The organism is Candidatus Cybelea sp., assembly GCA_036489315.1.
In the GTDB taxonomy this organism is placed as follows: domain Bacteria; phylum Vulcanimicrobiota; class Vulcanimicrobiia; order Vulcanimicrobiales; family Vulcanimicrobiaceae; genus Cybelea.
This window is the reverse complement of record DASXFZ010000029.1, coordinates 52542-70105: the sequence shown is the minus strand read 5'-3', so window position 1 is coordinate 70105 and position 17564 is coordinate 52542. Positions and strand designations below refer to the sequence as shown.

The 17564-nt window shown below is 65.7% G+C and carries 15 protein-coding genes; 8 read left to right on the top strand and 7 right to left on the bottom strand.

Features of this window, described 5'->3' with window-relative positions; genetic code table 11:
- Positions 1-3 precede the first annotated feature (3 nt).
- The 3 genes from VGG51_07355 to VGG51_07345 form a co-directional block, all read right to left on the bottom strand.
- A complete protein-coding gene (locus VGG51_07355; GenBank protein HEY1882840.1) occupies positions 4-3579 on the bottom strand; it encodes an efflux RND transporter permease subunit in 3576 nt (1191 codons plus the stop codon).
- Between the two features lie 9 nt (positions 3580-3588).
- The gene (locus tag VGG51_07350) at positions 3589-4863 is read right to left on the bottom strand and encodes an efflux RND transporter periplasmic adaptor subunit (protein HEY1882839.1); all 1275 of its coding nucleotides are present in this window, start codon (positions 4861-4863) and stop codon (positions 3589-3591) included.
- Between the two features lie 89 nt (positions 4864-4952).
- A complete protein-coding gene (locus VGG51_07345; GenBank protein ID HEY1882838.1) occupies positions 4953-6902 on the bottom strand; it encodes an oligopeptide transporter, OPT family in 1950 nt (649 codons plus the stop codon).
- Positions 6903-7275: 373 nt separating this feature from the next.
- Here VGG51_07345 and VGG51_07340 point away from each other — a divergent pair, with 373 nt between their 5' ends.
- From VGG51_07340 to nadC, 4 genes are all read left to right on the top strand, one after another.
- Positions 7276-7482 (top strand): hypothetical protein, encoded by a 207-nt coding sequence (locus tag VGG51_07340; GenBank protein ID HEY1882837.1) that lies wholly within the window; start codon positions 7276-7278, stop codon positions 7480-7482.
- 182 nt (positions 7483-7664) lie between these two features.
- The gene (nadA, locus tag VGG51_07335; GenBank protein ID HEY1882836.1) at positions 7665-8705 is read left to right on the top strand and encodes a quinolinate synthase NadA; all 1041 of its coding nucleotides are present in this window, start codon (positions 7665-7667) and stop codon (positions 8703-8705) included.
- Positions 8706-8716: 11 nt separating this feature from the next.
- Positions 8717-10258, top strand: coding sequence for an L-aspartate oxidase (locus VGG51_07330; protein HEY1882835.1), 1542 nt, complete (start codon positions 8717-8719; stop codon positions 10256-10258).
- Positions 10209-11096, top strand: a complete 888-nt coding sequence (nadC, locus tag VGG51_07325; protein ID HEY1882834.1) for a carboxylating nicotinate-nucleotide diphosphorylase — start codon at positions 10209-10211, stop codon at positions 11094-11096. Before VGG51_07330 ends, nadC begins: the two co-directional genes overlap by 50 nt.
- Here the strand turns inward: nadC and VGG51_07320 are convergent.
- Positions 11080-11466, bottom strand: coding sequence for a DUF202 domain-containing protein (locus tag VGG51_07320; GenBank protein HEY1882833.1), 387 nt, complete (start codon positions 11464-11466; stop codon positions 11080-11082). The genes nadC and VGG51_07320 overlap by 17 nt on opposite strands.
- Before the next feature lie 36 nt (positions 11467-11502).
- Here VGG51_07320 and VGG51_07315 point away from each other — a divergent pair, with 36 nt between their 5' ends.
- Positions 11503-12951, top strand: coding sequence for an aminopeptidase P family protein (locus VGG51_07315; protein ID HEY1882832.1), 1449 nt, complete (start codon positions 11503-11505; stop codon positions 12949-12951).
- A 4-nt stretch (positions 12952-12955) separates the two neighbouring features.
- Here VGG51_07315 and VGG51_07310 read toward each other — a convergent pair whose 3' ends face one another.
- Both VGG51_07310 and VGG51_07305 read right to left on the bottom strand, forming a co-directional pair.
- Complete coding sequence (locus VGG51_07310) at positions 12956-13264, bottom strand: hypothetical protein (GenBank protein ID HEY1882831.1); 309 nt, start codon at positions 13262-13264, stop codon at positions 12956-12958.
- 69 nt (positions 13265-13333) lie between these two features.
- Entirely contained in the window at positions 13334-13594 is a 261-nt protein-coding gene (locus VGG51_07305) for a glutaredoxin (GenBank protein HEY1882830.1), read from the bottom strand.
- Between VGG51_07305 and rsmI the strand changes: the two genes are divergently transcribed.
- From rsmI to VGG51_07290, 3 genes are read left to right on the top strand one after another with little or no spacing between them, the layout of a single operon-like run.
- On the top strand, positions 13593-14432 hold the full coding sequence (gene rsmI, locus VGG51_07300) for a 16S rRNA (cytidine(1402)-2'-O)-methyltransferase (GenBank protein HEY1882829.1): 840 nt from the start codon (positions 13593-13595) through the stop codon (positions 14430-14432). The genes VGG51_07305 and rsmI overlap by 2 nt on opposite strands.
- Positions 14433-14437: 5 nt before the next feature.
- On the top strand, positions 14438-15961 hold the full coding sequence (metG, locus tag VGG51_07295) for a methionine--tRNA ligase (GenBank protein HEY1882828.1): 1524 nt from the start codon (positions 14438-14440) through the stop codon (positions 15959-15961).
- Entirely contained in the window at positions 15958-16719 is a 762-nt protein-coding gene (locus VGG51_07290; protein ID HEY1882827.1) for a TatD family hydrolase, read from the top strand. Before metG ends, VGG51_07290 begins: the two co-directional genes overlap by 4 nt.
- On the opposite strand, the gene VGG51_07285 is transcribed toward VGG51_07290, so the two are convergent.
- Complete coding sequence (locus VGG51_07285) at positions 16716-17522, bottom strand: hypothetical protein (protein HEY1882826.1); 807 nt, start codon at positions 17520-17522, stop codon at positions 16716-16718. The two genes, VGG51_07290 and VGG51_07285, sit on opposite strands and share 4 nt — an antisense overlap.
- Positions 17523-17564 lie beyond the last annotated feature (42 nt).

Below are 17564 nucleotides of genomic sequence, written 5' to 3'. Positions count from 1 at the left end.
AAGCTATTTCACCGCCGCCGGCATCGGCGGTGCGGCCGGGGCGACTGCCGCCCGCTCGCCGTGCGAGCGCGGCCCGAGCCACATGAACATCACCGGGACGAGGACGAGCGTCAGCAAGAGGGAGCTGATCAGGCCGCCGATTACGACGATGCCCAGCGCCTGGCGCTGCGCCGCGCCCGCATCGAGCGCGAGCGCGATGGGGGTCATACCGGCGATCATCGCACACGTCGTCATGACGATCGGGCGAAAGCGTTCGCGCGCAGCCTCGATCATCGCATCGCTCCGGCTCATCCCTCGCTCGACCATGTGGTGGGCGAAGTCGACGAGCAGAATGCCGTTTTTGGAAGCCAGGCCGACGAGCAGCACCGTTCCGATGAGCGAAAAGAGATTGAGCGCCTGATGCGTGAGCGCAAGCGAGGTCAGCGCACCGACCGCCGCTACCGGCACGGCGAACATGATGATGAAGGGAAGACGATAGCTGTCGTACAGCGCGACCATCAGCAGATAGACCAGCAGCAGCGAGAGGACCAGCGCCGAGCCCATTCCGCGCACCGTATCGGAGAGATTCTGCTGCTGGCCGCCCACGTTGGCCTTTACCAAAACCGACGAAGGCAGGTGCAGGGCTGCCAGGCGCGTCAGAAATGCTTTCTGGACGATCGACTGCGTCGCGCCGGCCGCGAGATTCGACTGGACGTGAACGACCGTCTCGCGATTGACGCGCGTCAGCAGCGGCTCGGAAGGATCCTCGACGAAGTGCGCCACGTCACCGACGTGCACGATCGATCCGCCGAGCGATCTGACTGGAATCTCGGCGACGGTCGTCAGGCTCGTCTGGAAGGCACGCGGGTAGAGCACCTGCACGTATTTCGTGCCGCGAGAAGTGTTGAACTGGGTGGCGAGCGTCCCGCCGAATGCTGCGCGGATCGCCGCCGCGGCTTGGCCGATATTCACGCCCAAGACGCGCGCCCGGTCCCGATCGAATTCGATGTCGACCTGCGGCGCGAGCTGCTGTGCGGAGCTGTTGACGTTCGCGGTGCCCGGCGTCTCGCGCAGCGCTTGCGCGACCTTCGCGGCGTAGACTTCGGGGCTGTCGCGCGTCGACGTAATCAGATAGTCGATCGGCTGAGAGTTCCCCCCGCCGGTGCCGGTGGCCGGGATGGCGACGACGCGCGCCCCGGATGCGACTTCGCCCGCGATGCGTCCGAGCACCGGTGCCCAGTAGCTCGTCGACTTTTTACGATCCGGTTTCAAGAAGACGTGAATCTGGCCGACGGAGCCTTGAACGAGGAGGCCGCCGAAATTCGATTGCGTTCCGCCGGCGAGCGCCGTCTGCGACGCGACGTCGGGCAGCTTTTGGAAGCGCGCGGCCATCTGCCCAATCGCCGCGTTAACCGTCGTCAGCGGCGTGCCGGTCGGATAGGTTGCCTGGACGAAGATCTCACCGCGATCGATTGGGGGCATGAACTCGAAGCCGACGGCCCCCAGCGGTACCAGCAGAATCGAGAACACGACCGCGACGGCGGAGACGACGACGATCGCCACCGGACGATCCAGCGCCCACGGCAACGCCCGCCGCGAATACCACTGGCGCAAATTTTCGAAGCCCTCGGCAAAACGCTCGATCGGTTTGGGCGCCTGCCAGTTCGACAGCAGCGACCAGTTGCCGGCCAAGGCCGGCGTTATCGTAAATGAGATGCAGAGCGAGGTAAGCGTCGCGACGACCACGACCAGCGCGAACTCGGAAAGAAACTTGCCGACGGTACCCGGAAGAAATGCAATCGGAAGAAAGACGACGACGTCGACGAGCGTGATCACCACGGCAGCGGAGCCGATCTGCGTCCGCCCTTTGATCGCCGCTTCACGCGGGGCCTCGCCGTTATCGTAATGCCGCTCGACGTTCTCGAGCACGACGATCGAATCGTCGACCAAGATCCCGATGATCAAGGTCATTGCAAGCAGCGAAACGGTGTCGATCGTGAAGTTGACGGCTTTCATCGCGGCCAGCGTCACGCACAGCGAAGCCGGAATTGCGATGAGGACGACGATCGAGTTGCGCCACGACCGCAGAAAGAACAGCATGACGAGCGCCGTGATCGCGACCGCCTCGATCAGCGTATGAAAGACACCCCAAATCTGTTGCTTTGTGTAGGTCGCCTGATCGTTGAGGAGCTTAAAGTCGAGTGCCGGGAAGGAGCCTTCGATTCCCGGCAACGCCTTCATCACGTTCTGCGCGGCGGTTACTTCGCTGGCTCCGGTTGATTTCTGGACGCTCAGCGAGATCGTCGGCACCGTACCGACGTAGCTGTACTGCCGCTGCGGCTCGTACGAGTCCGTAACCGCTGCGACGTCGCCGACGCGGATGACGCGCGCCGTAGCGGTCCACGGATTCACGCTCGAAAGCGACGGTCCGCCATAGCCGCCTCCGCCCGATCCTGCGGGCGTGCTCGCGTTCTGCTGCGAACCCGGTGCGGCGCTCGGCGCCGTCGTCGCGGTCGTTTGAAGGATCGCCTGCGCCACGACGGGATTGAACGTCGCGGCTGGTGAGGGTACGGCCAGCGGTGTCGGTGTCGCGAAGGTTACCGCGGTCCCCGGCGTCGGCGCCGTCGACGATAACGGCGACGGCGCAGGCGACGCGTTCGCAAGCGGAGCCGCGGTTGCGGGCGCTGCCGCATTGCTTGCCGCCGAAGTATTGTTCGTCTGCGCGGCCGGCGTCGGCAACGCGGCGGCCGCCCCCGCACTCCTTTGCGAACTCGACGAGCTCACCGGGGCGCCTGGGGCGCCCGGAATAGCGGGCTCGTTATACGATGCATTTCCAAATGTCGAGGTAAAGGGCGACGCTCCGAACACCGGAAGGTTTGCGACCGTCTGCGCGTTGCGAACGTCACCGCGGACGTCGATCGTCGTCTCGCGGTTCGGGAGGTAGGCGATGCCGCCGGGTTCGCGCAGGTTATTGAGCGAGATCGTGCTGACGATGTCGTTGAGCGTCAGCCCCGACGAAGTCAGCGTATTGGGATTAACCGAGACCTCGATTGCCGGGGTCACCGAGCCGCCGACGTTTACATTGGAGATGCCGTCGACTTGTTCGAGGTCGGGGACGATGTTGTTGGTGACGATCGCCGAGAGCGCGCCCGGCGAAAGAGAGCGCGAGCTCACGCCGAGCGTGACGATCGTGGCCTGCGCCGGATCGAAGGTGCCGACCGTGGGCGCCGGCATATCGCTGGGCAGCTGCGATTGCGCGACGAGCAGCCGCCGCTGGACCTGAACGAGATCGGTCGTTTTGTTGGAGGTCAGCGAAAAGACTGCCGAGATCGTCGCCTGCCCCTGCTGAACGGTCGCGTTGATGTGGTCGAGGTCCGGAGCTCCGGCAATCGCATCTTCGATCGGCCGTACGATCGCGTCGCGGATCTGCGTCGTCGATCCGCCGGGATAACTCGCGCGCACGCTGATCGTCGGGAAATCGATGTTGGGAAACTGCTGCTGCACGATCGTCGTCAGCGCGATCCCGCCGGCCACCGCGATGAGCGCGAGCGCGACGAACACCAGCGCCGGCCGAGAAACGAAGAGACGAGTCGGCCACATCGCGCAAACCTACGGTTCGGGGGATTCGCCCGCTATTTGCTGCCCCGACGTAATGCCGAGCTGCCCGTTCGAGATCACCTTCGATCCCGCGGGAACACCGGTTACGACCGATGTTTTGCCGTCGCTGCCGCGTTCGGCAACCTTCGTAAGCTTCGCGGTTCCGTCCGGCGCAACGAGCATGAGGCTGTCGTGCGCGTCGTCGAGAAACGCCGTCGCCGGAACGCCGATTCCCGTCACGGCGGGGAGGTCAACCGTGCCGGTAACCGCCATGCCCGATTTGAGGCGGTATTCCGGATTCGAAAGGATCGCCTCGACGGTGAAGTTCGTCGATCCCGGCTGTACTTGTCCGAGTACCGCGTTGATCCGGCCGCGATACGGCGCGGCATTGACCCCAGCGACGGTGACCGAGACCGCGGCACCGCGCCGTATCCGAAAGACGTCCTCGGAGGACGCGTTGAGCTCGGCATAGACCGGGTTGAGCTGCTGGACCGTAAAGATCGTGCGTGAACCGGGATATTCGCCCGGGTTGAGATTCCGGTTCACAACGACGCCGTCGACCGGGGAAATTATCTGCGCCTTGTCGATCTGCGCTTGAATTTGCGCGGCCTGCGCTTGCGCGGAGGCCGCGTCGGCCTGCGCCGACGCGACGTTCGCGGCCTGAAGCCCTTGCTGATAGCTGCCGTTGACCTTCGCGTTGAGCGAAGCGGACTGCAGCGACGCTTGCGCCGAGAGCACCTGCTGCTGATCGTTGTGAACGGTCGTGCGCTGCTGGTCGACTTGCTGCTGCGAGACGTATCCGCTGTTTTCGAGCGTTTGAAAGCGCGTCAAGTTCTTTTGGTCGAGGGCGAGGGTCTGTTGGGCTTGCTGGAGCGCCGCCGTGGCGTTGCGTACCTGGTCGCCGCCCTGGCCGATATTGAGCTGGGCCTGATACTGCGTTTGCGAGACTCGCGCAACCGAAGACTCCGCGCTGCGCTCCGCGGCCGTGAAGCTCGCGCGCAGATCCGTCGTGTCGAGCAGCGCGAGGATCTTGCCGCGCCGGACGATATCGCCCTGGATGACGCTGACGGAATCGGTCGGCTCTGAAAGGGCGCTCGAGATCGCGACGTTTTGGTAGGGCGCGACGATGCCGGCAATCTGCACCGTCGGGTGGACCGTCGCCGGAGCCGCGGTCTGCGTCGGCACGCTGGCCGGTCCCGGCGAGGCAGAACGTCCGCGATGCCCTCGGCCAGCGCCGCAACCCATCGTCAGCAGCGCGACGAGCGCAATCGATATCGCCAATCTCATTCTAACGGGAAACTTTACCCCAGACATTCACAGGTTCGGCTGAGAGCAAGCGGGTTGCACGAGCTCGTCACGCTACTTCTTACCCGAACTTAAGCCGGCCGCTGCGAGACGCGGCTCGTCCACCAGTAAAGGCCGCCGAGCACCACCGCAAAGGCGAGGCCTCCGAGAATCGCCGAGGCGGTCGCGAACCCGTCGCCGACCAACGCAAAGGGTTCGGGCTTATTGGTCGAGACGATCAAGCCCGCAAGCAGCACGCCAAAAAGGCTCTCGCCGACGATTAGGCCCGATGCGACCAGCACGGCCAACTGTTTGGCCCGCCCGCTGTGAGAGCACGTCGTCGCCCAGCGGTTGTAGAGCCATCCGGCGATCGCGCCTACGACGACGGGCAGCGTCGTCGAGGCTGGCAGGTAGATGCCCAATCCTACGGCCAGCGGCGGCAGCGCAGCCTTTTTCGTGCGGCGCAAGAGCTCGTCTACGGCCACGATCCCGGCACCGATCAGGGCGCCGGTTCCGATCAGCCGCCAGTCGATCTGGCCGCCGATCACGCCTTTGGCCAGCGCGGAGATCAGCGTCGCTTGGGGTGCGGGCAACGGTGTTGCGGCCCCCTGCAGATTCGGCGCGCCGGCAAAGCCGTAGCCGCGATTGAGGAGGTTGAGGATCGGCGGAATCACGAGCGCGCCGATGACCACGCCGGCGATTAGCGCAACCTGCTGCCGCCAGGGCGTCGCGCCGACGAGCTGGCCGGTCTTGAGATCCTGCAGGTTGTCGTTGGAGATCGTTGCGACGCAAAGCAGCACTGCCGTAACGAAGAGCGCGTACGCGATGAGTTCGAGCGTGGCCTGGGTTCCCGTGGCTTTCGCGATCGCAACGAGCATGAGCGATGCGCCGATCACGGCGAGAATCGCCAAGCCGGAGACGGGACTGTTCGAAGAGCCGATCAGGCCGGCCATGTACCCGCACGCGGCGGCCACGAAGAATCCGGCGATGACGACGTAGGCGACCGCGGCTATTGTTACGATTCCGATAAGCGGCGCGAGCTTGCCGCCGGCGACGAAGTGAGCCAAGAGCGCGGCCAGCGGTACCAGGCAGCAGAGGCTTATTAAAAGAACGACGCCGATCGGCAGGTCGCGTTCGGTAATAGGCTCGCTCTGCGCGCCGTTCGCGCGGCGCCGCCGCGACGCTGCGATCGCGGAACCGACGCCCTGCGCGACGGGCCGCGCGAGACGGCCGAGCGACCAGAGTGCGGCCACGCCGATTGCTCCCGCGCCGATGAAGCGGACCTGATGCGACCAGACCGCCGTCGCGACGTCCGCCGCCGAGCCGGCGAGGGGATGTAGGGAGGTGAGCACCGGAGTCGCTACGCCCCACGCGATCACGAGGCCCGTCAGGATCGCGAGCCCTACGGTGATGCCGATCAGTTGACCCGCCCCGGCGAGCGCGAGCGAGAGCCCGAATCCGATGCCGGTGGTCGCATTGCCCACGCGAAAATAGCCGGCGAGCTGTCCGGCGAAGATTCGAGTGGCTACGATCGCCGCGAAGCCCGCCGATGCGACCGTTCCGGCGAGCAGGGCCATCAGGCCGGCGCGATTGCCGGCACTCGCGGGTGCGGCCGTGCCGACCTTCAGCACCTCGGCGGCCGCGACGCCTTCGGGGTACGGGAGATCCGAACCCGAGACCAAAGCGCGGCGCAGCGGAACGCTGTACATTACGCCCAGGATACCGCCGATCGCACAGACCCCGAACGACTCGGCGAATGGAAACCCGCTCCACCAGCCGATCATCACGAGCCCCGGCAGTACGAAGATGACCGCCGAGAGCGTCCCGGCCGCCGAAGCCACCGTCTGAACGATGTTGTTTTCGTAGATCGTCGAGTTACGAAAGGCGCGCAGAACCGCCATGGAGATGACCGCGGCGGGAATCGTCGACGCAAACGTAAGCCCAACTTTCAGGCCGAGGTAGACGTTGGCGGCGGTAAAGACGAGCGTGATTGCGGCGCCCAAAACCAGCGCGCGCAACGTCAACTCGACTCGATCGTTCACGATGCGCCAAGATTGCCCGTTCGCAGGCGCCCGGCCTTGTTTGGCGGCCGCTGCAATGAGCAAAGCCCGCAGCGTTAAACGTTACGGGCTTTGCGTATCTCCGGTCATTCTCGCCTGTTTGAAGCCGTTTCCGCCTTCCCACCGACGTTTCGATCCGGTTGTTCGACCGGGCCACTCGGATTCGCCGCAAGATTGCGACGGATCGTCAACGTGTTCCGATCGCGGCTCGATACGGTCCGCGCTTCGTCATTGAACGAAGTGTCTGCATGCTATCAAAGCAACACACTGGTTGCAATAGCATTACTGAGTCGTCCACAACCGCTCCACAAGAAAATTGTGATTGCCCACAGTTTATCGACACGCGCGGCCAGGTTTGCGTCAGGGTTTCATCGTCGGCGACGCGGATGCCATCGGCGCCGCCGTTCCCATAGGGGCGGTGGTCGCCATCGGTGCCATCGACGACATCGGTGATGTCGACGGGGCGGGCGTGACGGGTTGTGCGTTTGCGGCGAGCGCCGTAGCGCCGGCGACCAGCGTTCCGGCGCAGATAAGCCCGGCGAACCAGCGGTTCATGCGGTAATCCTCCTCTAGCCTGTTGCGAATATGCTCTGTGCGCGGTCCTACCCAGAGCGCCGCCCCCTCTAACGCTTGGTTGAGGACTCCCAGCGTGCGAGGCCTCGCCGTAAGAACCGGCAGCCCCTCCGGCGGGTTGTAGATGGGGGAGAAGGCGCGGCCAAGCCCGCAAGATTCCCCAAAAGCTCTATGGGCGCCATCGATCTACCCCTGCGCGAGGAAATCGCCGCCGAAACCGACCCCCTCTTCGAGCGCGTCGAACACATCATTCCACGCATCGAATGGCCGCTGCATGCCCCCTACGTCGCGGCGATCAACCGCCTCAAACGAGAGCGCAATGCGATCATCCTGGCGCACAATTACCAGGTTCCCGAGATCTTCTACACGGTCGCGGACATCGTCGGCGACTCGTTGGCGCTGGCGATGAAGGCGGCCCAAACCGAGGCCGACGTCATCGTCCTGTGCGGCGTGCAGTTCATGGCCGAGACCGCGAAGCTGGTAAACCCCGGCAAGAGGGTGCTGGTTCCCGATCTGCGCGCGGGCTGTTCGCTGGCGGCCTCGATTACGGCCGCCGACGTCCGCCTCTTGCGAGAGGCCTATCCCGGCGCGCCGATCGTCACGTACGTTAATACGTCGGCCGAGGTGAAAGCCGAGTCCGACGTCTGCGTTACCAGCGGCAACGCCGTCGAGATCGTCGAGGCCCTCGGCGCGACGCGCGTCGTCTTCCTGCCCGACGAGTACCTCGCCAAGTACGTCGCTTCAAAGACCAACGTCGAGATTATCGCCTGGAAGGGCCACTGCGAGGTGCACGAGCGGTTCCGCGGCGAGGACATTCGGCGTTTCCGCGAGGGAGACGGCTCGCTGATCGTTCTCGCGCATCCGGAGTGCCCGCCGGACGTTCTGGCCGAAGCCGACTACGTCGGTTCGACGCAGGGCATGAGCGAGTACGTCGGACGGCTTGCCTCCAGTGCCGGTTCGCAAAGGGCAGCGCCGCGCGTTCTGCTCATGACCGAATGTTCGATGGCCGATAACGTCTCGGGCCGCTATCCAAACGTCGATTTCGTGCGCCCGTGCAATCTCTGCCCGCACATGAAGCGGAACACGCTCCCAAAGGTATTGCATTCTCTGGAAGCGATGGAATATGAGGTGACCGTCGCCCCCGAAATCGCGCGCCGAGCGCGCCGCGCGGTCGAGCGGATGCTCGACTTCAGCCGCCAGCCGAAAGACTGAGCGGAACTCTGGTGCAGCAGCGTCGCTGCGACGCCCTGGTCGTCGGCGCGGGCATCGCGGGGCTAATCGCCGCGCTGAAGCTCGCCCCTGCGAAGGTGACGGTTCTCTGCAAGACTCGCTTAGGGAAGGGCGCCGCGACCGATTGGGCACAGGGCGGCATCGCGGCCGCAATCGGCGCCGACGACTCGCCGCGTCTGCACGCGATCGACACGCAGCGCGCCGGCGCCGGCATCAGCGATGCGAAGATCGTCGAGATCCTCACCCAAGACGCACCCGCGCGCGTGGAAGAGCTGCTCGAGCTCGGCGCGGGATTCGATCGGACCGACGAGGGCAAACTCGCACTCGGGCGCGAGGCCGCGCATCAGCGCCGGCGCATCGTCAAAGCGGGCGGAGACGCGACCGGTCACGAGATCCTCAAGACGTTGATCGAAGCCGTGCGAGACAATCCCTCGATCGAGATCGTCGAGAACGCGACCGCGGAAGATCTACTGCTCTACGAGGGTCGAGTCGAGGGCGTTTGCGCACGCCAGAACGCGACCGGCGAGCTCGTCGCTTTCGCGACAGCCGCCGTCGTGCTCGCCACCGGCGGAATGGGCCGGCTCTATCGATTTACGACCAATCCCGTCGAAGCGACCGGCGACGGTGTCGCGATGGCCGCGCGCGCCGGAGCGATGCTCGCCGATATGGAGTTCGTTCAGTTCCACCCAACCGCGCTTGCCATCGGACGCGACCCGATGCCGCTGGTCACCGAGGCGGTCCGGGGCGAAGGAGCGACCCTCGTGAACGATCTCGGCGAGCGTTTCATGCTCGCCATCCATCCCGACGCCGAGCTGGCACCGCGCGATGTTGTTGCACGCGCGATCTTCGAACAGCAGCAGCGGGGGCGAACCGTCGGGCTCGACGCGCGCACCGCGATCGGTGCGAGTTTTCCCCAAGACTTTCCGACCGTCTTCCGCTTTTGCAGCGAAGCCGGCATCGATCCTCGACTGCAGAACATTCCCGTTGCCCCGGCCGCGCACTATCACATGGGCGGAATCGCCGTCGACGAGTGGGGCCGGACCTCTCTGGAGGGACTGTGGGCCTGCGGGGAGACGAGCGCGACCGGCGTGCACGGCGCGAACCGACTCGCGAGCAACTCGCTGCTTGAAGCGCTCGTCTACGGCTCGCGCGTTGCGAGCGACATCTCCGGCACTCGCCGGCAAATTCCGTCGCTCGATCGGGCGCACGTCCCGGCCGGTCGCGACGCCGTTGAGGCGACGTGCGATATGACGCAGGCGCAAGCGATCGACGATCTGCGCAACGTGATGTACGCAAACGTCGGTCTGGTGCGAAACGAAGCCGGCCTGCGAGAGGCCGTCAGACGAATTGGGGAACTCGACGGCGTTGCGGCCGGGATGAGTCCTTTGCGCAACCTGCTCGTCGCCGCGCGTTTGATCGCCGAGGCGGCACTCGCGCGCCGCGAGAGCCGCGGCAGCCACTATCGAAGCGACTACCCGCAAGCCGATGAAGCCCTCGCAAAGCGTTCGTTCACACGACTCCGCAGCGTCGCTTGAGCTGATCGCCGCGCCGCTCGTGCGCGCCGGCCTGCTCGAAGACCTGGGCCGCGGCGGCGACCTCACGACCGATGCAATCATCGACGCCAAACGCCGTGCGCGCGCCCGAATCGTTGCGCGCCGCGGCGGAATCATCGCGGGACTCGACGCCGCATTGCTTGCGTTTTCGATGCTCGACGAGAGCGTCGAAAGCTCGCCGCACGCGCACGACGGCGCGAGCGTGGCGGCGGGCGAGGTTGTCGTTGAGATCGAGGCCCGCGCGCGCACGCTGCTAACCGGCGAACGAACGGCGCTCAACCTGTTCTCGCGGCTCTCTGGAATCGCCACTGCGACTCGAAGGTTCGTCGAACTCGTGGCCGGCACGCGCGCGCAGATCGCCGATACGCGCAAGACGACACCCGGCCTGCGGGTGCTCGAGCGCTACGCGGTTCGCTGCGGCGGGGGTCGCAACCACCGCTTCGGTCTCGACGACGGGATTCTGATCAAAGATAACCACCTCGCCCTTGCCGGCTCGATCGCCGAGGCCGTTGCGGCGGCCCGCGCGCGCGCCGGCCACATGGTGAAGGTCGAGGTCGAGGTCGACACGATCGCGCAGCTGCGCGAAGCCCTGCGCAGCCCGATCGACGCCGTTCTGCTCGACAATATGACGACCGCGCAGTTGCGCGAAGCCGTCGATCTCGTGCAGCGAAGCGTGATCACCGAGGCGAGCGGCGGCGTCACCGAGGCCAGCGTTGGCGACATCGCGCAGACCGGCGTCGACATCATCAGCGTCGGCTGGCTGACGCACGGCGCGCCGGCACTCGACCTTTCTCTGGAGATCGCTAGTGGTAGAGCATGAGCGCGAAGGCCACGATCGCGCCGACGACCACTACGAAGAGTGAGATCGCGTAGCCCGCGACGGCGGAGAGCGTTGTGACTCGCCCCTCCAGCAACCCGCGATTGGTAACCGCGTACCGCCACGCACCGAAGAGCGCCATCAGGATCCCAAAGACCGCCATCGCCGTGCCGAAGCGCGTCGAGATGCCAGCTGCAACGGCCGAACCTCCAACGAGCGTGGCAAACTCGCGAGCAAAGAGCGAGAAACGCGCGATGACGAAGCCGAACGCGATGAAGGCCAGCGCCGTTCGCACGTAGGCCAAATAGGTCCGCTCGTTTGCCAGCACGTCGGCGGCGCGCACCTGGCTTGCTCCACTGGGGTCCGGCTGCATGACCCTCGGGGCGTTAGGCGAAGCATCTCCCCAACCATGTCTACCGAACGAAACGCCCCCGCCGAGACCGAGCCCGCCCAGGCGAAGCACGACTTCCAGCCGCCCAAGGCGCTGGTGGAATTCATGTCCCACGACTGGATCGACCGGCCGGCAGAAGTCCGGCCGCACCCGCAAGCAGCAAGATTTGCGCAGCGCCGGCAAGCGCTCTCGGAGGCGTATCGCGGAACGTACCTCGTTATTCCGTCGGGCGTCGAGCGAGTGCGGGCGAATGACACCTCCTTCCGCTTTCGCGCGTCGAGCGATTTTGCGTACCTCGCCGGCGACGGAGAACCCAGCGGCGTTTTGGTGCTCGAACCGGAGGGCGCGCGCCATCGCAGCCTGCTCTTCGTCCTCGAGCACAATCGCGGCAGCGCGGAGTTTTTTACCGATCGCGTCGCGGGTGAACTATGGGTCGGCCGCCACCGGGGCGTCGACGAGAGCCTCGTTTACTACGGCGTCGACGAGTGCCGCCCGCTGCGGACCTTAGCTGCCTATTTGCAGGAGCTGCGCGAAGCGGCTTATCCTCTGCGCGTCGTGCGCGGCGATAACGAGAGCGTCGATCGCATCCTCGAACGAAGCGACGACGACGCGGAGCTGGCCGAACATCTCTCGGAGATGCGGTTGATCAAAGACGAGTACGAGCTCGCGGAGCTGCGCAAGGCCTGTGCGATCTCAAAGCTCGCGTTCGAAGATGCGATTCGGGCGATGCGCACCGCAAAGAGCGAACGCGAAATCGAGGCCGCGTTCTGGGGCCGCGCGCGGATCGAAGCCAACGACGTCGGGTATCTGACGATCGCCGCGGCCGGCGAGCACGCCTGTACGCTGCACTGGACGCGTAACGACGGGGCCGTCCGGCCCGGCGAGCTGCTTCTGCTCGACGCCGGCGTCGAATGCGACTCGCTGTACACCGCCGATATCACCCGAACGCTGCCGATTTCGGGACGTTTCTCACCCGAGCAGCGGACGATCTACGAGATCGTTTGGGAGGCTCAACGCGCGGGAATCGAAGCGGCCATCGCCGGCAACGACTTCCTCGAGCCGCATCGCAGCGCGGTGCGCGTGCTCGCGCAAGGGCTCATCGACCTCGGCATCCTGCGCGCCTCGCTCGACGAAGCGCTCGATCCGGAGCGTCTCCTGCATCGCCGGTACTCCCTGCACGGCGTGAGCCATATGCTTGGCCTCGACGTGCACGACTGCGCGCGGGCGCGCGACGAAGAGTACCGGTACGGCAAGCTGCGCGAAGGGGTCGTGCTGACGGTCGAGCCGGGTCTGTATTTCCAACCCGACGACGCGACCGTCCCCGAGCGCTTCCGAGGCATTGGCGTGCGCATCGAAGACGATATCGCCGTTACGAGCGGCGCCCCGCAGAATCTCTCCGGCGCTCTGCCCTCAAAGGCAGACGACGTCGAGCGCTGGATCGCGGAGCTTTGGCAGCCCTCTCCTTAGGAGCCTAGGTCGGCATGACGCCGGTGCCGGGTTGCGGCGGGGGAACCGTCGTCGGTGTGGGGCCGCTGCCGCGCAACGCCGCGAGCTCATCTTCAATCGGCCAGCGACCGAAACCAAGGACGATCATGCAGATCAGCGGACCCACGCCGGGAATGAGATTGAGCAAAGACATCGCGCCGTTGTAGCCCGCCTTGGCGAAAATCCGCCAGTAGACCCAAATCGTGAAGGCCACAATCGCGATCAGCACGACGCCGTAAACGAGGATAAAGCCGGCGAGGAAGCCCGCTGAAGCCGCCGGGTTATTTGTGTCCATCGTAGGAGCCCTCCGTTGTGTAGTAACGTTGCTGAGTGAAACGCGCCGACCGGCGCGTTAGTGAACCGTTCAACCTCTTGGCGGCGAGCCCCAGCCGGACTGCCGGTACACGCCGTCCACGACGATCGCCGGCACGGTCGGATCGCCGCCCGTATAGCTGAACATTCGTTCGCGCTCGCGCCGGTCGTTCTGCGCGTCGTGAACGACGTACGACACGCGGCGCGCATCGTAATACTCCATCGCGCGCTTGCAATACGGGCAACTCGGCGAGATATAAAGCTCCAGCTTCGCGCCCGGAGGAACGTGCTCCGCGTCGAACTCGGCCGCCATGCCCCTGATCTTCGTACCGACGCCGCTGGGGAACCTGCGCGACGTCACGCTTCGCGCGCTCGACGTCCTGCGCGAAGCCGATCTCGTCGTCGCCGAAGACACGCGGGTCGCACGCCGCCTGCTGCAGGCGCTGAAGATCGAGGGTCGCGAGATTTGGAGTTATCGGGAGCAGAACGCCCCACGAGTCACCCAGGGAATCCTCGAGCGCGCGCGCACCGGCCTCGTGGCGGTAACCTCGGACGCCGGCACCCCCGGAATTTGCGACCCGGGCAGCGATCTAGCTGCGGCCGCGCGCGCCGCCGGAATCGCCATCGAAGTGCTCCCTGGTCCGAGCGCTGCGGTGGGAGTCGCGCTGCTCTCAGGGTTTCCTCTGCGCACCTTCACGTTCGAAGGCTTCCCGCCGCGCGCAAGCTCGGCGCGACGCGAGCGTTACCGCGCCGCTTTACGGCACGAGGTGACCTCGCTTTGGTTCGAGACGCCGCAGCGCATTCTCGCCAGCCTCGCCGACTTAGCGGCGATCGCCCCCGATGCCCGCCTCTTCCTCGTCCGTGAATACACGAAGCTTCACGAACAGCAGCTCTGCGGAACTCCGCAGGAGGTCGCCGCGGCACTCCCCGATCCGGTCCGCGGAGAGATCGCCTTCGCGATCGCACCCTATCGCGCGGCGCGGACGCCGGGCGATCCTACCGCCGCGATCGATGCCCTGCTCGCGAGCGGCGAACGGGTCGGTGAGGTAGCAAAACAGCTGGCCGCGCAAGGCTTTGGCGACCGCCGCGCTCTCTACCAGAGGGCAGCGAAGCGGAAGGCCGGCCCCAAAGCGCCGCTAAAGCAACGCTGAACCCCATGCAGCGCACCTATTACGTTACGACACCGATCTACTACATCAGCGGCAATCCGCATATCGGGCACGCCTATACGACGGTCGTCGCCGACGTGCTCGCCCGAACCTCTCGCACGTTCCAGCCGACGTTCTTCTTGACCGGGACGGACGAACACGGGCAGAAGGTTGCCAACGCGGCGGCGGCCGCCGGAAAGAGCCCGCAGGAGTGGTGCGACGAGCTGGTGCCGCGATGGAAGGAGCTCTTCGCAGCCTATCACGTCTCGTACGACGACTTCATCCGCACGACGCAAGCGCGACACGTCGAAAAAGTCCGCCGCGTCTTCGACCGCCTGCGCGCCGGCGGCGACGTCTATCTCGGCAAGTACGAAGGGTGGTACTGCGTATCGGACGAGACGTTCTGGCTCGAATCCAAGCTCGTCGACGGCCGTTGCCCCACGTGCGGCCGCGAGGTGCAGTGGATCTCGGAGCACGACTGGTTTTTTCGCCTATCGGCGTACCGCGACCGTCTGCTCGAGCACTTCGAGCGCAACCCGCAGTGGGTACAGCCGCGCAGCGTCTACAACGAGATGATGTCGATCCTGCGCGACGGTCTCGACGATCTTTCGATCTCGCGCACGAACCTCGACTGGGGCATTCCGATCGACGGCGGGGGCGTGATCTACGTCTGGCTCGACGCGCTGCTCAACTACATCACGGCGATCGGCTGGAGCGAAGACGAGGATCGTTTCGCCGCGCTTTGGCCGGCGAAGACGCAGCTGATCGGCAAGGAGATCGCACGCTTCCACACGCTGATCTGGCCGGCGCTGCTCTGGGCCTTGGGCGAGCGCGCCCCCGAGCTCGTCTTCGCGCACGGCTGGATCACCGTCGACGGCGAGAAGATCGGTAAGAGCCTCGGCAACGCGGTCGATCCGTTCGCGCTTGCCGCCCGTTTCGGCGCCGATTCGATCCGTTACTTTCTCTTGCGCGAGGCACCGTTCGGAAGCGATTTTTCCTACTCCGAAGAGAAGATCGCCCAACGCCACAACAGCGATCTCGCCAACGATCTCGGAAATCTCTTGCAGCGCACGCTCTCGATGCTGCAGCGGTACCGCGAGGGCACCGTGCCGGCGCGAGGGAACGCCGCCGACGAGCTCGGGGATCGCTTCGCGGCGCTGGCGATGAGTACGCGCGAGCGCATCCTCGCACTGCGGTTTCGCGAAGCGCTGGAAGGCGTTTGGGAGCTGGTGACGGCGCTGAATCGAACGATCGACGAGCACAAGCCGTGGGCGCTGCACAAAGAGGGCCGCAGCGACGAGCTCGATGCGGTGCTCTACGATCTGTGCGAAGGCCTGCGCCGCCTCGCGCTCCTGCTGCAGCCGATCATGCCGGAGCGCATGGAAGAGATGTGGCGGCAGCTCGGCGAGCCGGGACGCATCGACGAGGACTGGTCGTCGTCGCTGGGCCGATGGGGAGGGCTGCGGCCCGGGACGCAGACCAAAACCGCCGCACCGCTCTTCCCAAAAGTGGAGCTCGTCGCGCAGACGTGATCGACACGCATTGTCACGTGCACGATCGCGCCTTCGACGCGGATCGCGACGAGGTCATCGCGCGCGCTCGCGAGGCCGGAGTTCGTGCGATGGTGACGATCGGCGAAAGTCTCGACGACAGCGCAGCGGCCGTCGACACCGCGAGGCGCTACGGACTCTGCGCTGCGGTAGGGATCCATCCCCACGAAGCTGCCAAGGCTCCTGCGGACATCGAAACGCGCCTGAAGCCGCTGCTCGCGCAAGCGGGCGTCGTGGCGTTGGGCGAGATCGGCCTCGACTACTACTACGACCACAGCCCGCGCGACGCGCAGGCAGAGGTATTCAAGGAGCAGCTGCGTATCGGCCGCGAGGCCGGCGTACCAATTGTTTTTCACCAGCGCGACGCCTTCGAAGACTTCAGCGCGGTCTTACGCCTCCAATGGCGTTCCGGAATGCGCGGCGTCGTTCACTGCTTTACGGGCAGTCCCGCCCAGGCGCGCACGTACGTCGACGAGTTCGGCCTCTTCTTGGGAATCGGCGGCGTCTTGACGTTTCCGAAAGCGCAGGCGGTTCGCGATGCCGTCTGCGAGGTCGGGCTGCGCGCGATCGTGCTCGAGACCGATTGCCCCTACCTCGCGCCCGTGCCCAAACGCGGTAAGCGAAACGAACCTGCGTACGTGACGTACACGGCCGGGAAGCTTGCCGAGCTTTTAAACGTGCCGCTCGCCGAAGTCGTCGCGCGGACCGACGCCAACGCAGCAACGCTTTTTGGGATTTAGGGCCCGAGAGCTATAGCTAGCTTCGCGCTGCGCCACTGAGTTTCGAGGCGCTCGCGGACGGCGTCGACGATGGCCGTATCAGCGGTTCGAACTCCCCAGTCGATGCAATCCGATTCACGGTAGGCGACGGTCGCGTTCGCCGAGCCGAGCCAAGCCCGATCGCCCGCGACCGCGAGTTTCGCCGAATCGCTGCAGACGCGTACGCGCACTCCGCTGCGTGCGAGACCGTTGAGAACTTCGCGTTCGCGCGCGTTGCCGCGCAGTTCGCGTTCGCTGACCAGGAGCCGCGGTGAGGCACCCGCGCGCGCCAAGGCTCCCAGCCGGCCGTAGACCCGGTTGCAGCAGCCGAACGACTCGCTCTCGACGATGACGCCGGCACTCTTGGGAGCGCCGTCGAGCAGCGCCGCCTCTTCCGCCAACGCCGCGTGCTTTATCATCGGGATCGCTCGCGCCGCCGCGGCGTCGTCCTCGCGCACGACCAGATCGCCACTCCCCCAGTTTTTTTCGTCGAGGTAGAGCCGGCCGTCCGCCCGGATCGCTTTCGCATGAACCGGCTCGCCCAGCGAGACGGCGGCGCCGGCATCGCGCAGTTCACCCGCAAGCCGACGGTTCTCCGCGGCAAGATGCCCGTTGGGATCGTTGTGGGGGTCACCGTCGAGCGCGACGGTGACGCGAGCGCCGCGCTGGGCGGCTGCCTCAACGGCGCGCAGGACCGGGCCGTGAAGGGTATAGGCGTCGACGGCGATGTCGCGGGCGGAGGCGAGCGCCGAGATGACCTCGCCCGTCGAGCGCAGTGAGAGCACGGCAAACCATCACGACGATGGTGCCAGCACCCTAGGGGGAGA